This is a genomic window from Maritalea porphyrae, from assembly GCF_027213965.1.
GTDB lineage: Bacteria > Pseudomonadota > Alphaproteobacteria > Rhizobiales > Devosiaceae > Maritalea > Maritalea porphyrae_A.
Map to the genome: position 1 here is coordinate 862,909 of NZ_JAPWGX010000001.1, position 18,357 is coordinate 881,265.

Annotated in this window: 16 protein-coding genes, 1 pseudogene and 1 riboswitch; of the genes and pseudogenes, 9 read left to right on the forward strand and 8 right to left on the reverse strand. The window is 52.7% G+C overall.

From position 1 onward, the window contains the following. The first annotated feature begins 3 nt into the window (after positions 1–3). Together O4H47_RS04440 and O4H47_RS04445 are read left to right on the forward strand one after the other, a co-directional pair. Positions 4–462: a DUF3429 domain-containing protein gene (locus tag O4H47_RS04440; protein WP_269392731.1), complete on the forward strand. Its 459-nt coding sequence runs from the start codon at positions 4–6 to the stop codon at positions 460–462. Next, positions 462–905, forward strand: a complete 444-nt coding sequence (locus O4H47_RS04445) for a GNAT family N-acetyltransferase (RefSeq protein WP_269392732.1) — start codon at positions 462–464, stop codon at positions 903–905. The genes O4H47_RS04440 and O4H47_RS04445 overlap by 1 nt, the downstream gene beginning before the upstream one ends. On the opposite strand, the gene pdeM is transcribed toward O4H47_RS04445, so the two are convergent. Genes pdeM through O4H47_RS04460 form a run of 3 tightly spaced genes read right to left on the reverse strand, consistent with a single transcriptional unit; the run spans position 902 to position 4,610 of the window. Beyond that, positions 902–1,615 (reverse strand): ligase-associated DNA damage response endonuclease PdeM, encoded by a 714-nt coding sequence (gene pdeM, locus O4H47_RS04450; protein WP_269392733.1) that lies wholly within the window; start codon positions 1,613–1,615, stop codon positions 902–904. The genes O4H47_RS04445 and pdeM overlap by 4 nt on opposite strands. Continuing rightward, on the reverse strand, positions 1,615–2,064 hold the full coding sequence (gene aac(6'), locus O4H47_RS04455; protein WP_269392734.1) for an aminoglycoside 6'-N-acetyltransferase: 450 nt from the start codon (positions 2,062–2,064) through the stop codon (positions 1,615–1,617). Before aac(6') ends, pdeM begins: the two co-directional genes overlap by 1 nt. Then, the gene (locus O4H47_RS04460; RefSeq protein WP_269392735.1) at positions 2,064–4,610 is read right to left on the reverse strand and encodes a ligase-associated DNA damage response DEXH box helicase; all 2,547 of its coding nucleotides are present in this window, start codon (positions 4,608–4,610) and stop codon (positions 2,064–2,066) included. The genes aac(6') and O4H47_RS04460 overlap by 1 nt, the downstream gene beginning before the upstream one ends. Positions 4,611–4,690: 80 nt before the next feature. On the opposite strand from O4H47_RS04460, the gene O4H47_RS04465 reads away from it, so the two are divergent. Both O4H47_RS04465 and O4H47_RS04470 read left to right on the forward strand, forming a co-directional pair. Continuing rightward, positions 4,691–4,996, forward strand: coding sequence for a hypothetical protein (locus O4H47_RS04465; RefSeq protein WP_269392736.1), 306 nt, complete (start codon positions 4,691–4,693; stop codon positions 4,994–4,996). A gap of 125 nt (positions 4,997–5,121) precedes the next feature. Further along, entirely contained in the window at positions 5,122–6,477 is a 1,356-nt protein-coding gene (locus O4H47_RS04470) for an MATE family efflux transporter (protein ID WP_269392737.1), read from the forward strand. 1,173 nt (positions 6,478–7,650) lie between these two features. Here the strand turns inward: O4H47_RS04470 and O4H47_RS04475 are convergent. Continuing rightward, positions 7,651–7,749 (reverse strand): annotated as a pseudogene (locus O4H47_RS04475) (tRNA-binding protein); the annotation flags it as partial. A gap of 112 nt (positions 7,750–7,861) precedes the next feature. Here O4H47_RS04475 and O4H47_RS04480 point away from each other — a divergent pair. The 3 genes from O4H47_RS04480 to O4H47_RS04490 are packed head-to-tail and all read left to right on the forward strand — an operon-like array spanning position 7,862 to position 8,872. Further along, complete coding sequence (locus O4H47_RS04480) at positions 7,862–8,071, forward strand: hypothetical protein (protein WP_269392738.1); 210 nt, start codon at positions 7,862–7,864, stop codon at positions 8,069–8,071. Between the two features lie 5 nt (positions 8,072–8,076). Further along, positions 8,077–8,394: a YbjQ family protein gene (locus O4H47_RS04485; protein ID WP_269392739.1), complete on the forward strand. Its 318-nt coding sequence runs from the start codon at positions 8,077–8,079 to the stop codon at positions 8,392–8,394. Between the two features lies 1 nt (position 8,395). Beyond that, the gene (locus tag O4H47_RS04490) at positions 8,396–8,872 is read left to right on the forward strand and encodes a cupin domain-containing protein (protein WP_269392740.1); all 477 of its coding nucleotides are present in this window, start codon (positions 8,396–8,398) and stop codon (positions 8,870–8,872) included. 1 nt (position 8,873) lies between these two features. Here the strand turns inward: O4H47_RS04490 and O4H47_RS04495 are convergent, their stop codons facing one another. Next, entirely contained in the window at positions 8,874–9,968 is a 1,095-nt protein-coding gene (locus tag O4H47_RS04495) for a 2'-deoxycytidine 5'-triphosphate deaminase (protein WP_269392741.1), read from the reverse strand. A gap of 79 nt (positions 9,969–10,047) precedes the next feature. After that, positions 10,048–10,126: riboswitch (SAM riboswitch) on the forward strand. A 34-nt stretch (positions 10,127–10,160) separates the two neighbouring features. Here O4H47_RS04495 and metZ point away from each other — a divergent pair. Beyond that, positions 10,161–11,390, forward strand: a complete 1,230-nt coding sequence (gene metZ, locus O4H47_RS04500) for an O-succinylhomoserine sulfhydrylase (protein WP_269392742.1) — start codon at positions 10,161–10,163, stop codon at positions 11,388–11,390. On the opposite strand, the gene O4H47_RS04505 is transcribed toward metZ, so the two are convergent. Beyond that, positions 11,387–11,998, reverse strand: coding sequence for a CDP-alcohol phosphatidyltransferase family protein (locus O4H47_RS04505; RefSeq protein ID WP_269392743.1), 612 nt, complete (start codon positions 11,996–11,998; stop codon positions 11,387–11,389). The two genes, metZ and O4H47_RS04505, sit on opposite strands and share 4 nt — an antisense overlap. A gap of 138 nt (positions 11,999–12,136) precedes the next feature. Here O4H47_RS04505 and O4H47_RS04510 point away from each other — a divergent pair, with 138 nt between their 5' ends. Continuing rightward, positions 12,137–13,582, forward strand: coding sequence for a TrkH family potassium uptake protein (locus tag O4H47_RS04510; RefSeq protein WP_269392744.1), 1,446 nt, complete (start codon positions 12,137–12,139; stop codon positions 13,580–13,582). 56 nt (positions 13,583–13,638) lie between these two features. Here the strand turns inward: O4H47_RS04510 and O4H47_RS04515 are convergent, their stop codons facing one another. Both O4H47_RS04515 and O4H47_RS04520 read right to left on the reverse strand, forming a co-directional pair. After that, positions 13,639–16,794, reverse strand: coding sequence for an efflux RND transporter permease subunit (locus O4H47_RS04515; RefSeq protein ID WP_269392745.1), 3,156 nt, complete (start codon positions 16,792–16,794; stop codon positions 13,639–13,641). A 1-nt stretch (position 16,795) separates the two neighbouring features. Continuing rightward, positions 16,796–18,310 (reverse strand): efflux RND transporter periplasmic adaptor subunit, encoded by a 1,515-nt coding sequence (locus tag O4H47_RS04520; RefSeq protein ID WP_269392746.1) that lies wholly within the window; start codon positions 18,308–18,310, stop codon positions 16,796–16,798. Positions 18,311–18,357: the final 47 nt, after the last annotated feature.

Here is an 18,357-nt window from a genome sequence, read left to right on the forward strand (position 1 = left end):
GGAATGAATAGCCTTCCTTTGTTTTGGTCCAGAACCGTTGCCTTTGCCGGTCTTGCGGGCTGGATTCCGTTTTTGCTTGGCCTGCTTCTAACGCTTTTTCCTGCTCTTTCCCCATTTGATCCGGTAGTTTTTGAACGCGCACTGGTGGGCTATGGCGCGCTGATCCTTTCGTTTTTGGGCGGTGTACGCTGGGGCATCCGCTTGCAAGGCGGTGCAGGCACCGATTTGACATATATCGTTGGCACCTTTGGCTCGATTGCCAGCTTTATCACCTTGTTGCTGCCGATCAATTTGGGGCTGATTATCCTCACCATTGGCTTTGCCATTCATGGGGCATGGGATGTTGCTGCGGGCATGAGTGGGCGCGTGCCGCAAGCTTACGCCCGCTTGCGCGCTGTTCTGACTTGGCTTGTGTGCCTAACCCTATTGCTCACCTTTGTTGCTAGACTGTTTGTAGGCTAATGCTGAAATGTACGATTAGAGATATCACCATTAGAGACAGCCTTGCGCTGCAAGATATCTATGCGCACATGCACCCCAAGGACCCTGAAGTCTCAGAACCCGCTTTTCGCAACGCCCTGGCGCTGGCCATTGACGATCCGATGCAACACGTAATTGTGGGCGAACTCGACGGGCCAATTGTTGCGGTTTGCACAGTTTACATTTTGCCTAATCTGACGCGTGGCTGTCGCCCGTTTGGGCTGATTGAAAATGTAGTCACTCATCGTGATCATCGGCGCTTGGGCTTTGGCCGTCAGGTTTTGGCGGAAGCCAGCGAAAGGGCAAAGCGCTTCGGTTGCTACAAGCTCATGCTCATGACCGGCAGCAAGCGGGCAGAAGTGCGCGCATTCTATGAAGCGGCAGGGTTTAAGCAGAATAAGACCGGCTTCCAGATCAGATATTAGCGCCCAATCAAATGCCGCTTGGCGATTGGGTAGATCTGTTCTCGCCCAATCACAGCGATCATCAAATTGTTGCGGTCCAGAACACCGTCAAAGGCTGAGTTCAGGATATTCAGGCTGCCCGTAGAAACGCCAAATGCGGGCATAATCAGCCGGGTTTCATCCGAGACAAAACAGGCTCGCCTGATCGAGCGACCATTCATGCGCACATGTGCGGCAGGGTGCAAATGCCCGGCGATTTGATTGGTCACTTTGGCGTCTGGTTCATGTGAAAGCACTATGCCATCAAGCGCAACACTTTCACAGCAATTGCCCCCCAATTCATGCGCTGCGGGATCATGATTGCCCGCAATCCAAATCCATTCAGTTGTTTGGGTCAGCTGCGCCAAGGCATCCGCATCCTGCACCGACAGTGTTGTTGTGCCTTCATCGCGGTGGAAGCTATCGCCCAGTGAAATCACCCGGCGCGCACCTGTTGCCGCAATATCATCGGCCAGCAACTTGATCGTGGCCCCCGTGTCGTAGGGTGGCAAGAATTGGCGTGACTTGGCGAAAGATGACATTTTTTCCAAATGCAAATCTGCCACCAGCAGTGTTTCATGTTCAGGCCAATAAAGCGCACCCGATAGCAAGCCAACAAATTGTGCACCAGCGAATTTTAGGTCGAACCCAGCGTATGAAACCGATGATTTTTTCCGCACCGCTCCGGTCACTATAAGTTCTTTCGGAATTGCACGACGCGGCCGATTTCTGCGAAGCCGCACGCTTCATGTGCTTTTTGACCATCGACATTTTTAAGCTCTGAATCCGATGCCATATGCGGGTAACCCTGCGCACGGGCCCAATCGGCGGCGGCGTCTATAAGGGCGCTAGCGATGCCGGCCTTGCGGTATTCTTGTTTGACGAACCAGCCTTCCAAATAGGCCACAGGACCATCATAGCATCCGTCCGCATAAGAGCGACGGGCGATTTCGGCAAAGCCGATGGCCTTGCCCTCAACGAAAGCAAGGAACACGATTTGCAGGTTTGGGTCTGTGCCGTTTAAGAAGCGTTTTGCTTCCTTTTCCGCGTCTTCATCGGTGAAGCCGCGCCATAGGATCTGGCGCAGTTTCGCCCAATCGTGCCATTCTTCTGGCTTCATTTTGCGGACTTCAAATTGCATTATTTCTTTCCAGACGCCTCACGGAGCAAATCTTCTGCTGCTTCTGCCAACACGCTTTCGCGCCCTTCGCCAAAGATCGGCTCCTTACCAATTTCCAGCATAACCGGCACCGCAAGCGGAGAGATTCGCTCTAAATCCTTATGGATTATATGACGGCGAATGCGTTTTAAACAGGTGCCAAGTCGTTCAATATCCAACAATCCACGCGATGCATCGCGACGGGTGGCCTGCATCAGGATATGATCGGGCTCATGCTCATAGAGCACATTGTAGATCAGATCCGACGACATGGTGATTTGGCGGCCCGATTTCTCTTGCCCCGGATAGCGCCTCTCAATCAGTCCAGAGATGATCGCGCAATTGCGGAACGTGCGTTGCATTAGGCTTGATTCATCCAGCCATGTTTCCAGATCGTCCCCCAACATGTCTTCGTCGAACAATTCATCAAGCGACAAGCGGCCCCGTTTGAATTGCGCGCCAATATCCGTTGCGCACCATATGGCTAATGCATATTCTGAGGCGACGAACCCCAACGGTTTTGCCCGGTCACGCTCGAGGCGTTTAGTCAGCAACATGCCCAATGTTTGGTGGGCCAACCGCCCCTCGAACGGGTAGCAGACCATGAAATATTTGTCCGCTTTGGGGAAGGTTTCCACAAGCAAGCTTTCTTCACCCGGAAGGGTGGAAACGTCGCGTTGCAACCGCAACCAATCGCTGACTTGGTCCGGCATTGCTTGCCAGAGTTTGGGCGTGGCCAGCGTTTTGCGCACCCGTTCGGCAAGGTAGGTCGATAGGGGAAATTTGCCCCCCATGTAGGAGGGAATTTTGGGGTTTTTCGCCACCGCGCGGGACACATAAGCTTCCGTATCTTTAATCGCCTCAAAGGCAACGATTTCTCCACCGAAGATGAATGTATCGCCAGGTGAGAGTTGGGAGATGAAATATTCCTCAATCTCCCCCAGCACCCGACCGCCCCGGCCAATTGGCCCGGTGGTTGCGCCACGTTTTTGGCCGCGCGACCGCACTAACCGCACTTTGAGCATTGGCTCTTCAACAATGGTGCCCACATTCATGCGGTATTGCTGCGCGATCTTTGGGTGAGCAATGCGCCAGGTGTCGTCTTCCGTTTTGCGCAATCGCGCGAACCGCTCATAAGCGCAAAGGGCATACCCCCCGGTTGCAACGAAATCAACGACCCGTTCAAATTGCTCCCACTCAAGGTCGCGATAGGGCCAAGCACAGATGATTTCGTCGTATAATTGCACCGCGTTGAAGGGTGCAGAACAGGCCATGCCCAATATATGTTGAGCAAGCACATCTAAGCCCCCGGGCTGAGGGTCTTCGCTGTCCTGTGCGCGTTCTTTCACCGCTTCTTTTGCCGCTTCGCACTCCAGCACCTCAAAGCGGTTTGCGGGCACCAGTAGGGCGCGTGAGGGTTCATCCAATCTGTGGTTAGAGCGGCCAATGCGTTGCAACAATCGCGACGAACCTTTTGGCGCACCGATTTGCACCACCAAATCAACGTCACCCCAATCAATGCCCAGATCAAGGGTTGAGGTACAAACAACTGCTTGCAACTTTCCCGCCACCATCGCCGCTTCAACTTTGCGGCGCTGCTCTACGTCGAGTGAGCCATGGTGCAAAGCGATGGCTAGCCCATCTTCGTTGAGTTCCCACAAGGATTGGAACAGCAATTCGGCTTGTGATCGGGTGTTGACGAACAGCAATGTGGTGCCGTTCTGTTTGATGATCTCAAGCAGTTCAGGCACTGCATATTGGGCGGAGTGCCCAGCCCAAGGCACACGATCGTCGCTGGCGAGAATTTCAACTTCTGGGTCTGCCCCACCCGTGTTGGTCACAAACGCCACTTCGCGTTCTGGCTTTGGTGTGCCGATCCATTCGCGCAGCATTTCTGGTTTGGCGACTGTGGCCGAAAGGGCTGAGATTCTTAGATCAGGGCACAGCGTGCCCAACCGCGCCAACCCCAGCGCCAAGAGATCGCCGCGTTTCGAGAGGGCAAGCGCGTGCAATTCATCAAGCACCACCCGCTTGAGAGACCCAAACAGTTTTGGCGCTTCTTTGTGCGATAGCATCAGCGCCAATTGTTCGGGCGTGGTCATTAGAATATTTGGTGGGTCGAACCGCTGGCGTTGTCGCCTAGAGGACGGCGTGTCGCCCGTGCGGGTTTCCACACGAATGTCCAATCCCATATCCGCAATTGGGTCCATCAAGTTGCGGGCCACATCAACCGCCAGTGCTTTGAGCGGCGAAATATAGAGCGTGTGCATGCCGTCAAACTGGTCAACGGCCAGATCGGCGATTGAAGGCAAGAAGCCAGCCAGTGTTTTACCAGCGCCTGTTGGCGCGATCAGCAGGGCCGATTTGCCGGATCGATCTGCCTCCAGCATGTCCAATTGATGTTGCCGTGGCGCCCAATTTTTGGCCACAAACCAGTCGCGCACCACATCTGGCAGACCCCATGCGTGTGCGAATAGGTCAGCATCATTTGGAGGAATTGTTTGGCGAGTGCTTGTTGATTTGCGCATTGCACCTATATTTAACGCACAATATGCTGATCACCAGTGTTTTCGTGAATTCAGCTAATAGAATTATTTGGGGAACAATTATGAGCAATTCAGATAGACATGAAGACGACCAAGAATTACGCGCCACGAAACGTGACATTTTTGGCGGTAGCCCACGCAAGGTCTTTTTCAAATTGGTGATCCTTTCGCTGATCGTTGGATTTGTGATGCGGATGATGGACATAACGCCGGGCACCATATTTGGGACATTGGGCAGCTACGTTGGTCGAACCTTTGCAGACCTTGGCAGCTTTATGGGCGACTTGGGCGTTTGGTTTGGCTTTGGTGCGGCGATTGTTTTCCCGCTTTACATTTTCATTCGGCTTTGGCGGCGCTGGCTTTCATAGGTCCATCAATTAAATTCATCACCCCCTGCTTGCCTAATTGCAAGTTGGGGGTAAACTTCATCCCTTGAGAATCTTTTGGCAACACGTGTTCCGCGGCTGTTGCCTTTTCTATTGGGTGAATGACAATGAGCGCCAAGAGCTATCCCTTTAACGTGGGCCACAAGGATGTTTGGCTAATAGCGCTGCCGACCGCGGTGGCGTTTGTAACCGAACCCTTGGTGGGCATTGCAGACACCACTATTGTTGGGCGTTTGGGCGAAGTTGATTTGCTCGGTGGGTTGCTGATCGGTGGGCTGGTGTTTGATTTCATCGCCGCCATTTTCTATTTCCTCCGTTTGTCGACCACCGGTCTAACCGCGCAAGCCTTTGGTGCGCGCGATGATGCATCACAAGCTGCGCATTTGGTGCGGGCGGTGACGGTTGGTTTTATCGCTGGGCTTATTGTTTTGGCATTGATGGTGCCGATTGCTGAATTTGCCAGCGTTGCTTATGGGGCCAGCCCTGAAGTAGTTGAAGCGTTCAAGAGCTATTTCTATATCCGGGTATTGGCCGCGCCATTCGTCCTGATGAACTTTGCCCTTGTGGGTTGGTTCCTTGGGCGGGGGCAGAGCTTTGTTGCGTTGATCCTGCAATTGATCCTCAATTTATCAAACATCGGGCTTTCAATTTGGTTCACATTTGGGCTGGACATGGGCATTGCCGGGGTGGCATGGGGCACCGTTGCAGCGCAGATTATCATGCTGATCGTTGGTTTGCTCTGGGCCGTTGTGCAACTTGGTGGGCACTCGCGCCTGTTGCGCAAGTTGGGCGAAGCTGACCTGCTCAATGTGGTGCAGATCAAACGGCTTTTGGGCCTGAGCGGGGATATCTTGATCCGCTCCGTTTTGCTTAGCGCAGTATTTTCATTTTTTGCCTCACAAGGGGCGCGCGCCGGTGATGACATTCTGGCCGCCAACGGCATTTTGTTGCACTTCCTCATGGTCGCCGCCTTCTTTTTGGACGGGTTGGCCGCAGCGTCCGAACAACTTTGCGGCAAGGCGATTGGCGCGCGCTGGCGGCCTGCATTTGTGGATGCGATCAAGCTTTCTTCGCTGTGGGGGTTCATTCTTTCAGGCGGCCTATCTGTCATTTTCCTGATCACTGGACCGACCATTATTGACTTTATGACCACATCAGAAGTGGTGCGCCAGACCGCTCGCGACTACTTATTAATCGCCGCGATTGCCCCCGTATTTGGGGTATTGGCCTTTGTGCTTGATGGGGTTTTTGCTGGTGCAACCATGGGATCAGACATGCGCAATGGCATGATTGTTTCGACCATTATTTTTGCACTGGTTTGGGCAGTGCTGACCCCTATTTTGGGCATCGCAGGTCTTTGGTGGGCGCTGCATAGTTTCTTCATTGGACGAAGCTTGGTGTTTTTGGCCCTATTGAAGATCCGCATGCCCGACTTGTTCGCGCGGGTTGATGCGGGCGCATAGGAAAGCACTTGCACCGCAACTGTCGGCCAAGTTGAAAGAAGAAGTGCAACTTCTTGTGCTTACGATGCCGAACCGAAAAACTGGTTCCCGCTTTTTCTGGCAACGCTTGCAGACACGCGAGGCATTTAAGGTCTCGTGTTATTTGGTAGTAAAAATGAGACGTTAAACGCCTCGCGTGAAATGGCTTTTGCCTTAAAACTGAAATACCCCGAGGTGCTAAACCCTTCTATCCCCTTGCTCTGCATTCCATCAAAACTGTTTTGATCGCCTTGATCATTTGATGAGTGTTTTGCAACACAGGTGGAAAACAATACCCACCAAACGTCTTACAAGCTGCCTTCGGTGTCAGGCTGGACATTTCAATTCAACGCGAACAACAAACGTCTTGTTGCCCGGCCATCCCCTTTTCTCTAAGAGTTACGCGCCGCCGTCGCAGACTTCGTCTGCTTCCCCGGCACCCCCGGCTCTTTTTACGCGCCGCCGTCGCAGACTTCGTCTGCTTCCCCGGCACCCCCGCCGATTGGTGCAAAACACCAACGCGTTGCGGAGGTCAGATAGACCCCGGATCAACCCGCGCGGCGCAAGCGCCACTTGGTTGTCCGGGGCGGTACGGGTGGAAATCAATTGTTCCTCTCGCACCGTCCCGCACTTGATGCGGGACCTCTTTAAAGAGCCCCCCACCATTAATCCCTCCCCACAAGGGGGAGGGAAACAAGGGCAGCGCAATCACAACCCTCACCGCCCAACATTCGTCAATGCCCTGCGACGGTTTCAAGAAAAGGTCCGATCATTGTGGCATGAGCTTTTGGGTGCGGGGATAGATTTTGTCAAAAACTACCCCCAAACGCCTCACCTCACCCCGCACGTCATCCCGGATTTAGTCCGGGATCCAGGCGAGAACAACCGCCAACAAATGCGTTCGTGGTTTACTCCGGCCTGGTTCCCTGCCTGCGCAGGGATGACGGATAATACTAGCGCGAGCGCCGTGCCTGTAGCGCTGATCGAAATGAGTGCTCTTTCACCGTTCGCCCACGCCGCCTCACCCCACGCCCACCTCTTCATCCTGAGCCTGTCGAAGGATGAGCTGCCGCGTACCACATTCATGGTTTCACGGGCACACTGCGTGGTTGAGGGAGTCAATTAGGTGTCAATTTATCAACAAGGACAAGCGCTTTAAGTCAAACGCTTACCGTTAGGCACCGGCTGATCAACTGCGGCCAAAACGATGTCGCCGTATTCATCTTCAAAACTAAGCGTGAGCACTTCAGTTTTGTTCGTTAGTTGTCTGGTGGTCGCCTCATGTTTGCAATTCGATCGTTTCATTCCCCTTGCGGTTCAACCGGTTGCGCCCTAACTTCATAAAGGAAACCTTTTGGAGGGCGGCATGAAACTTGAACAGATCGCACTTATTCTGGTGATCATTGCAACAATTGGAAATTTTGGCGTGATGGTTTTTGGAATTGTCTCGTCGGGTGTGCCGATATGGCCCTTCTTCATTTTGGCCATTGTTGGGTTGGCCCTGCTGGGCCGCGTGATTTACCAGCGCACGACCAATGAAGAAGACAATTATTACGAGAAGAACATCAAGGAGTAGCGGCAATGATTGTAACCACAGGAATTGATGTAGCCGAAGGCGAGATTATTCAAACGTTGGGCCTTGTACGTGGCAATACGATAAGGGCCAAACATGTAGGCACTGACATCATCGCTGGACTGCGAAACCTGGTTGGCGGCGAAGTAAGTGAATATACAAAACTGATGGCAGAGGCGCGCGAGCAAGCTTATGATCGGATGATCGCCCATGCCCGCAGTATGGACGCAGACGCAATTATCGGCGTCAATTTCACCACATCCATGATCACCCAAGGTGCTGCTGAAATATTGGCTTATGGCACGGCGGTGAAGCTGAGGAAGTAACATGCCAAAAATCGACATGCCAAACTGGCAGAAAAGCGCGGGGAAAGCGCACCCAATTAGTGGACAGAATGACGGACCCTATGAAGAAAGGGTTCTGGGCGAACTAGCTGGCCTGAGCAATCTTGGCGTCCGGATGGAGAAATTACCACCCGGTTCCGCATCTTCACACCGCCATTGGCACGAAACGGAAGATGAGTTTTTGATGATGATATCGGGCGAGTTGGTATTGATCGAAGACGACGAAACTCTTCTGAAACCAGGAGATTGCGCTGCTTGGCGCGCAGGATCTCCTGTCGCGCATTGCCTCAAGAATAAGAGCGACCAAGATGCGACTTATCTAATAGTAGGTGCCAACAAACCTCACGACTGCGTGACCTATCCCGATCACAATATCGTTTACAATCGGGACGAGAGCAAGCGTTGGTTTACACGCATCGACGGCACGCCCATTGACTTTAAGCCGGGCAAAAGGTCGTAGCTCAATTCGCCTTGAAATGCTTGGACAGTTTAAGGTGCTGGCCTTGGTAGTTTGAATTAAGGTCTGCCCCATAAAGGTTAGTTGGGCGTTCGGCCATGCGCTCATAAATCAGGCGACCAATGGTTTGGCCGTGTTCCACCAAAAATGGCACTTCGCGTGACCTCACTTCCAAGACAGCGCGGCTGCCTGCGCCTGCTGCGTTGGCATGGCCAAATCCGGGGTCAAAGAAACCCGCGTAATGCACGCGGAACTCGCCCATGAGATGATCAAACGGCACCATTTCCGCCGCATAGTCGGGCGGCACATGCACGGCCTCGCGTGACACAAGGATGTAAAATTCATCTGGATCAAGGATCAGTTCGGCTGCACCACGATCATAAATGGGTTCCCAAAAATCAAGAATATCCAGCGCGGCCTTTTTATCCACGTCGACCACCGCTGTGTGGCGTTTTGAGCGATAGCCTATCAGACCACCCCGATCACCGCCTTTAAGATCAATCGAAAGGGCAACGCCATTATCGACGGGGGCGTTTTCGTCAAACACCAGCGTTTGTTCTTTGTGAAGAGCTTGGTGCTCGGCCACATTAAGGCGGGTGTCGCCTTCGCGGAAGCGGATTTGGCTAAGGCGAGAGCCTTGGCGCACCAGCACTGGGAACGTGCGTGGGCTGACTTCTAAATATAGCTGGCCCTGATAGCCCGCTGGCACTGTATCGAACGCGCGCCCCTGATCAGTGATGACGCGGGTAAAAATGTCCAAACGACCGGTGGAGCTTTTTGGATTGGTGGTGGCGGAAACGCCTTTTGGCAAGTTGAGGCTTTCCATCAGCGGTACAATGTATACGCAACCGCGCTCAAGCACGGCGCCAACAGACAAGTCAATTTGATGCAGTTTTAGATCGTTGATCCGATCTTTAACGGCTTTGCCGGGCCCGGGCAGAAAGCTGGCGCGCACACGATAGGCAATATCGCCAAGCCGCAAATCAAGGCTTGCAGGCTGTACCTGATCATCGTCAAATGGTTTTGATGTGAGGATGGAGCCTGATGCGTTGAGATCCGCAATCATGCGTGCAGAAAAGATGCCTGTTACAACTGCCATTTGTGTATTGAAATCCGCCCGAGTGTTTTTGTTGGCTATTCTCTAGCAATATTGACGCCGAGGTGCAATTGGCGTTACATCGGCAATTGGTGGTGATTTGGCCGGTCTGATTGCAGCCACCTTAAACAAATTGCTAAAGTCGACCGTATTGCCGGCCAAATTGGGTCGGCATTTTTGTTTGGAGTGCTTAAAATGGCCAACGCGAAAAACCCGTTAGCGGACCCAAAAAACCAAAGCGCAGCCACCCAGTCCGTGCACGGGGGAACGTACCGTTCGCCGCACGGCGAAACGTCTGAAGCTTTGTATTTAAACTCAGGGTTTGTTTATGAATCATCAGCCGCGGCGGAAGCGCGGTTTATGGGTGATGATGACGGGCATATTTATTCGCGGTTCTCCAACCCATCGTATGACATGTTTCAAGACCGGATGTGCTTGATTGAAGGCGCACAAGCGGCGCGGGCAACGGCAACGGGCATGGCAGCGGTAACAACGGCGGTTATGAGCCAAGTGCGGGCGGGTGACCATGTGGTTGCAGCGCGCGCATTGTTTGGCGGTTGTCGGTTTGTGGTCGAGGATTACTTACCGCGTTGGGGCGTTGAATCTACCTTGGTGGATGGTCGCGACCCTGAAAATTTTGCGCGCGCGATGAAGCCAAACACCAAAGCGATCTTTATTGAAACACCCACCAATCCAACGCTTGAGTTGGTGGATATTGCCGCAGTGGCTGAAATTGCTCATGCCAACGGCGCTGTGTTGATTGTGGACAATGTTTTTGCCACGCCGATATTTCAAAAACCATTGGCATTGGGCGCTGATTTGGTGACCTATTCGGCCACCAAACATATCGATGGGCAAGGCCGCTGCATGGGTGGCATTATCCTTGGATCAAAAGAGTTGATCGAAGCCGATATCCACACCATAATTCGCCAAACCGGCCCAACCATTAGCCCGTTCAATGCTTGGGTGATGCTTAAGGGCTTGGAAACATTGGCAATACGGGTCGAGCGGATGACCCAATCTGCGAGCGCATTGGCTGACTTTTTAGCCGATCACCCAAAGATCGACAAAGTGTTTTACCCGCACCACAAATCGCACCCGCAATATGAGCTTGGAATGAAGCAAATGAGTGGTGGGTCAACCATGTTGGCGATGGAGGTGAAAAGCAATGCGGGTGACGGGTCTGGTAGCAATCAAGAGAATGCCTTTAAACTGGCAGACAGTTTGGGCATTGTGAAAATCTCGAACAATTTGGGCGATGCGAAGTCGATCATCACTCACCCGGCGACCACCACCCACCAGCGTTTTTCTGAAGAAGAGCAATTGGAAGCGGGCATAAACCGCAAATTGTTGCGCTTGTCAGTTGGTTTGGAAGATGGGCAAGACCTGATCAAAGATTTTGCCTTTGCTTTGGACCAAATCTAGCGCTTGGCAAACTCTTGATAGGCCAACCAAATACGTGACGTTGCCGTGTAAAAACAGGCGGCAGCGAACAGGTATGCCATAATGGCGAAATGCTGCGGCCAGATGCAAAGCGCCACAAAGAACGCAATGGTTTCTGTGCCTTCAAGCAACCCGGTGGAAAAATAGAGCGATTTTGCACCGCGCTGTGCTGTGGAGAGTTTGTGTTTTTCTGCCAGAATGGCATAGCCCAAAAAGGTGCCGCCATTGAAATAGAACGACATGAGCAAAAGCGCGCCTGCTATCGCATTGTTTGCCGGGTCCAAAACCACGAATGCCACCGGAATTGCGCCGTAGAAAAAGAAGTCCGCAACAATATCCCAAAAACCGCCAAAGTCAGTTTTGTGCGTTGCGCGGGCGACGGCCCCATCCAGCCCATCAGCCACACGGGAAATAAGCAGCAGCCACAGACCGGCCTGCAGGTTGCCAATAGCGATAAAAAGTGCAGCGAAAAGCCCCAAAACCAACCCTGCAAGCGTGACCGCGTTGGCACTTACACCCGTTTTGGCCAATTGCCGGCCCACCAAATCCAGTGGTCCATCGATAAGTTTACGCATATAGCCGTCGAGCACAATAATATCCCCTTGCATTTAAGTTTGGGCAGGTTACCACATCCCGGCAAGGAGAATTGGTCATTTTCTTGTTATCAAAGAGTGTGCTAGGGCTTTACATTCAAAGCGGCAGGTAACTAGGGACGCATCGCGACATTTATGGATTTTCGCCCTGTATTGATGATCATCGGTGCGCTTACAGCCACATTGGGTTGCACGATGTTCTTGCCCGCGATCGCCGACGCACTGGTGGGCAATCCGGATTGGATCGTTTTTGTGACCACCGGGCTTATGACAACCCTTTTGGGCGCGGGCACGTGGGCGGCAACAGTTGGAAAAGATCAAACCCTAAATATTCGGCAGGCCTTTTTGATGACGGCCTTGGTGTGGGTGGTGCTTGCTTTTTTTGGGGCTCTCCCCTTTTTCATGGCGGATCAAGGGCTTAGCTATACCGACTCATTCTTTGAGGCCCTATCTGGCCTAACCACGACCGGTTCGACCGTTATAACCGGCCTTGATAATATGCCGCCCGGCATTTTGTTGTGGCGCGGTCTGTTACAGTGGTTCGGCGGCCTTGGGATTATTGTGATGGCAATCGCTGTGCTGCCCATGCTGCAAATTGGTGGCATGCAGATGTTTCGCGTTGAAGCATTTGATGCGTCTGACAAAATATTACCGCGTGCCGCCCAAATCGCGGGTAGCATGACCACGGTCTATATGCTTTTGACTTTAATATGTGCCATTAGCTATTGGGCTGCGGGCATGCCGCTATTTGATGCGCTTGTGCATTCAATGACAACGGTTGCAACAGGTGGCTTGTCGACCAGAGATGGTTCAATCAGTTCCTACGAGAGCGTTGCGATCGACTATATTGCGATCACCTTCATGATATTGGGGGCGCTACCTTTTTTGCTTTATGTGCGGTTTTTGCAAGGGGATCGCAAAAGCCTATTTGGCGATTCACAGGTGCGCGCGTTTTTGGCAACGCTTGGTGTTTTCGCGTTTGCTGCGGTGATCATTCAATATGTTGAGGATATCGGGCGCGGCGAAGAAGCATTTCGCCATGCGCTTTTTTCGGTGACCTCTGTGATGACAGGGACCGGATATGCTACGGCCGATTACGGCAGCTGGGGCCATGAAGCGGCAACCCTGTTCTTTATTTTGACCTTCATTGGAGGATGTGCTGGTTCCACATCCTGCGGCATCAAAGTCTTCCGGTTCCAAGTGCTGTTTTTAGACTTGAAGCAACATATTCGCGAAATTCTGTATCCCTCGGGCGTGTTTGTGAAGCGCTATAATGGCGCCATTTTAACCGACGATGTGTCCGCCTCAGTGATGAGCTTTGTGTTTCTATATATTGCATCATTCATGGTGTTGGCCCTGCTGCTAAGCCTAACCGGTTTGGATGCGCTTACCGCCTTTTCAGGCGCAGCAACAGCCATCTCCAATGTTGGGCCGGGATTGGGCGAAATTATAGGCCCTTCTGGAAACTTCGCTCCATTGCCAGACATCTCTAAATGGCTACTTGCAGCGGGCATGATTATCGGACGCCTTGAAATCTTTACCGTGATCGTCTTGTTCCTGCCCCGCTTCTGGCGGAATTAGACTGGTAAGTGATCAGATGCCAACGGTTTAACGGCTTTAGCGATTTCCAAAATGCCCTACCCCTCTAAATCCGGTCCACGTGGAACCGTGTGATGATCGCCGCGCAGAAGACCGCGGAAACTTGGGGCGCCTTTGCGGAGGAAAAGCCAGCCAAAGAAAGCGCCAATATCTGCCCCTATGCCAATAAAGGCGGGCACAAGGAACAAGACTAAGGTTGTGGCCAAACCCAAGCCAAACACAATGGTGATCGCCATTGGGATCAAGAACTGGGCTTGCAGGCTGGTTTCGAACAACAGTGGGGTAAGGCCGCCAATGGTGGTGAGTGAGGTCAATAGCACGGCGCGCAATCGATCTCGCGCTGCACCGGTTGCGGCTTTTTCTAAACTGTCGCCTTCTTGCACGCGTTCCTGCAAGCGCGAAACAAAAACAATGGAGTCGTTCACCAAAATACCGGCCAATCCCAATAGGCCCATCATGGAAATAATGGTGAGATTATAGCCCATAATATAGTGGCCCCAGATCGCACCAACTATGCCGAACGGGATGATGAGCATGACAGCCAATGGGGCGAAATAAGATGCAAATATCCAAGAAATTATCACATACATTATGCCCAAGGCGATAAACCCGCCCAGCTGCAAATCGCCAAAGGCTGCGCCTTGCTCGGCTTGGGTACCGCCAAAGCTATATTGCACACCATGTTTGGCGGCGATTGTTGCCATGTGATCGGCCTCGAGACGTTCCAAAATCTCTGCGCCTTGAACAATTGAAGTGTCGGTATCCGCGCGAACGCTGACGGTTGTTTTGCCTTCTTCGCGGTTGATGCGGTTAAAGCCCTGGCGATCGCTAAAGCTAACGACTTCTGCAAGGGGCACAAAATTGCCTGCACCCGATTTAACCCATAGGTCACGCAGCGCCGCAGAACCAACAGCATCGGATACTTGTTCAACGCGGATGGATATTTCTTCCTCTTCTTCTGCGACACGTCGGGCCAAATTGCCTTCAAATGTATCGCGAATTTGCGAGCCCAGACTGTCCAGCGAGAATCCGAGGGCGCGACCGCGCGGGGTGAGTTCAAGCACCAATTCTGGCTTGCCGTAACTCAGCGTGTCTGTGATGGCTTGCACCCCTTCAAAGCCTTCTAAGATGGCTTGAAGTTCCTCTGAGGCGGCTTTTAGCGCCGTTGTTTCCGCGCCAAAAAACTGAACGTCGATCGCACGGCCCGGAGGGCCACCACGCGGTTCACGCACGGACAATCGATCAACCCCGGCAATGGTGGGCACATTTTCGCGAATAGCGCGGCCGATTTGATTGGTGCGAATTGAGCGCACTTCGGCTGGGGTCAGGAAAATCGAAAGGTTGGCACGCCCGTTCTCCATATCAAGAGAGGCAAAGGTGGTGACAATCAGCTTTTCACCTTCTGGTGTCAGATCCGCTTCTACCGTTTGAACCGCAGCGTTCAATTTGTCGATGAGGCCGTACATTTCCTCTTGCGGCACACCGGGTTGGAAAATCGCGGTTACATTAACTGTTTCACCCTCTACCGATGGAAAAAACTCAAAACCCAGTTTGCCAGCAGGGATAAGCGCCCCACCCACGATGGCGAGTGCAAAAGCGGCGGCTACTGTGGCATATCGCCAGCGATAAGTAAGGTCGGCAAGGAAACCGAATATTTTGTCTTTGAAAAGCTCAAACCCGGCATCAAAATTGGCGCGGAACCAACCGGGTGGTTTACGCTCACGCGGCAAGGCGTGAGACAAGTGACCGGGCAGAACCAAAAAACACTCAATGAGTGAGGCAATCAAAACAGCGATTACCACCATGGGCAGTGCGGACAATATTTGTCCGATGACGTCGCCCAACAAAAGGATTGGCCCAAAAGCGGCCATTGTGGTCAATGACGCGGCGATGACGGGCGCGGCCATGCGCCCAGCCCCAGCGATGGCGGCATCCTGGCGACTATCGCCCATGGCGTAGCGGGTGGCGGTATGTTCGCCCACCACAATCGCATCATCCACAATAATCCCCAGGGTCAGCAACAGTGCAAACATCGAGATCATATTGATCGTTTGGCCGGTGAAATACATGACTCCAAGCGTTGCAAGAATGGACACGGGAATGCCAACTGCCACCCAGAATGCGATGCGCCAATCAAGAAAAATAAAGAGAATGCCAAGCACCAAAATCAAACCATATAGGCCGTTGTTGACCAATAGGCTCAGCCGGTCTTCGACCAATTCGGCAGCGGCATTGAACACCTCGATTTGCAATGATTGTGGCAATTCCTCTTTGATCTTTTCGAGGTAATTGTTCATCTTTTCAAAGCTCTCGATCGTATCGGCAGTGGCGGATCGAGAAACGGACAATTGAATGGCTTGTTGACCGCGCATATAGCCAACCGATTGATCTTGGTCGTACCCATCTTCAATTAGGGCCACGTCGCCAAGCAATAGTTTTTCACCATTTGCTGAGGTGCGGATTTCCATGCTCGCCAATTCGGTTGCATTGACGTCTTTGGCGATCGCACGAATTTGCGCTTCTAGATCCCCGTCCAGAGAACCCGAAGGTTTATCGGCTGTGTTTGACGAAATAATGCGCGACAGATCTGCGGTGGTGAGCCCTAACTGGCGCAATTTTGCGTCGTCGACGAGCACACGAATTTCGCGGGCGCGGTAACCGGTGAAAGTTACACGATCAACGCCCGCGTCCAGCAAGCCATCGCGGATATCGCGAGCATATTGGCGCAAGGTCGATTCTGGAAACGGGCCGGAAATACCAATGTCCGCAATGGGATCGAAGAACTTTGGACGGTCAATTTCTGGCTTATCCGCATCTTCTGGTAGGTTTGTGATCGCTGCAACTGCTTCTTCGGCCTGCGCTTCGGCAGAGCGCATATCTGTGTTGCGTTCATACTCTAGAGTAATCGAGCCACGGCCCTCACGGGCGGTGGATGACATGGATTTCACCCCATCCAAAAAGCGGACGGTGGGTTCCACCACTTGCAACAGGTTTTTGCGAATATCGTCAGCACTCGCACCTGACCACGTCATGGAGATATTGATTACGCCAACTTCAAGCGAGGGAAAAAATTGACGGTTAAGCTTGGACATGCCCCACACGCCAAACAAAATTAGCAATACCATCAAAAGATTGGCGGCATTTTTGTGGCGAACGAAGATCTCAAGCAGGCTTTTGGCGCGTGGGTTTTGCATCTTAGTTGCTCGAATCTGTGGTTATGCCACCCGCTTCACCATTTCCTTGGCGGCGGTTGGGACGATTTGGATTGCCTTGCCCTTGTGGACGCTGGCCTTGGCCGGGCTGCGCACCTTCTGGGCGCCCTTCAGCGTTCTGACCCTGTCCATTATCGCCTTGTTGGCGCTGCCCAGCATTTGGCCGCGTGAACGGACTTGGAGCGGGTTCACCCTCGTTGACAATGGCAACCCCTTCCCCCGCTTGGGCAATGCGGGTGGTAATGATTGGCGTATCGGGGCGAATGCGCCCGGCAACCAGCAGATGCGCCCCATCGCGGGCCACGATTTCAACGTCCCGCCGAGACATACGGTCATCTATGGCGACATAGACATATGAATTGTCATAAATTGCGGCCTCTGGGATGCGCAAGACGCGATCATAAGACAAGCCGGGCACAAGGATTTTAACGAATGTGCCTGGCCGCAATGTTCTGTTGTTATCACCTTCAATTTGAGCAAAAACTTCAACGCCGCCTTTGGTGGCATCTACTTGAGCGCCAACGCGGGTAATTGTGGCTTGGGTCAGGATGGGTTCGGGTTCAACTTCCCACTCCACAGAGATCGTGCGGCCAATCAGTCCATCGGTTACCAATTGGCCATATTGCTGATCTGACATGGTGAAACCGACTTCTAGGGCAGACGCCTCATAGAGAGAAATCAGCACTTCATTGTTGGATACAACGCGGCCTTCATCAACATTCTTTGCGGTGATTATGCCGTTGAACGGCGCGTAAATCTTTGTGTCTTCTAGATTGCGCTGCGCGCGCTCTACTTGCCATTCAATACGTTCCAGCGAGGCCGTTTGTCGGTCCAGTTGGGCCTGTTGAACAACGATGTTGCTTTCGCGTTGAATAACGGCCTGCTGGCGTTGGGACACAAGCAACTCGCGGTCATCCAATGTTTTTTCGGTAATTGAGCCCGCCGCAAAAAGCGACTTAGCGCGTTCTAAGTCTCTAATCGACAAATCGTATTGGCTGCGCACAAAATCCAAGTTCGCCCCTTCAAGCGCCAAGCGTTCTTTGGCTTCGGCGATGGCAAATTTTGCTTCGGCGAGACTGGCCTCCGCTTCTGTTAGCGCACCGCGATAGGTAAAATCATCGATCGTGGCGAGCAATGTACCCTTGGCCACTTCGCCGCCCACAGCAAGGCCGGGTTCAACTTGTAAGACTTTGCCTGCAACTGGGGATCGAATGTCTAAGCTGCTCGCTGCGAGCACTTCACCAAAGTAGGTTAGATTGGGTTGGTAATTTGCATATTGAGCGGGCTGTGATTGCACGGTGAATGTGCGCTCGCGTGGCTCTCGTTTTGGCGGCTCAGGGCGGTCCGCAATCATCATTTGGGCATAAAATCCCGCCCCGCCGAGAATTGCAATTGCGAGAATGATGCGAAATAGGACGCCAAAGATTGAGACACGGCGGCGCTTTGGGGGTGGTGCAACTTGGTCTGTTGCCTTGTCTTCACTTGTTTTATGCAGCATGTGTACCGGCCCGTCCAATTTCCCAATTCCAATATTTGCAGATGGTA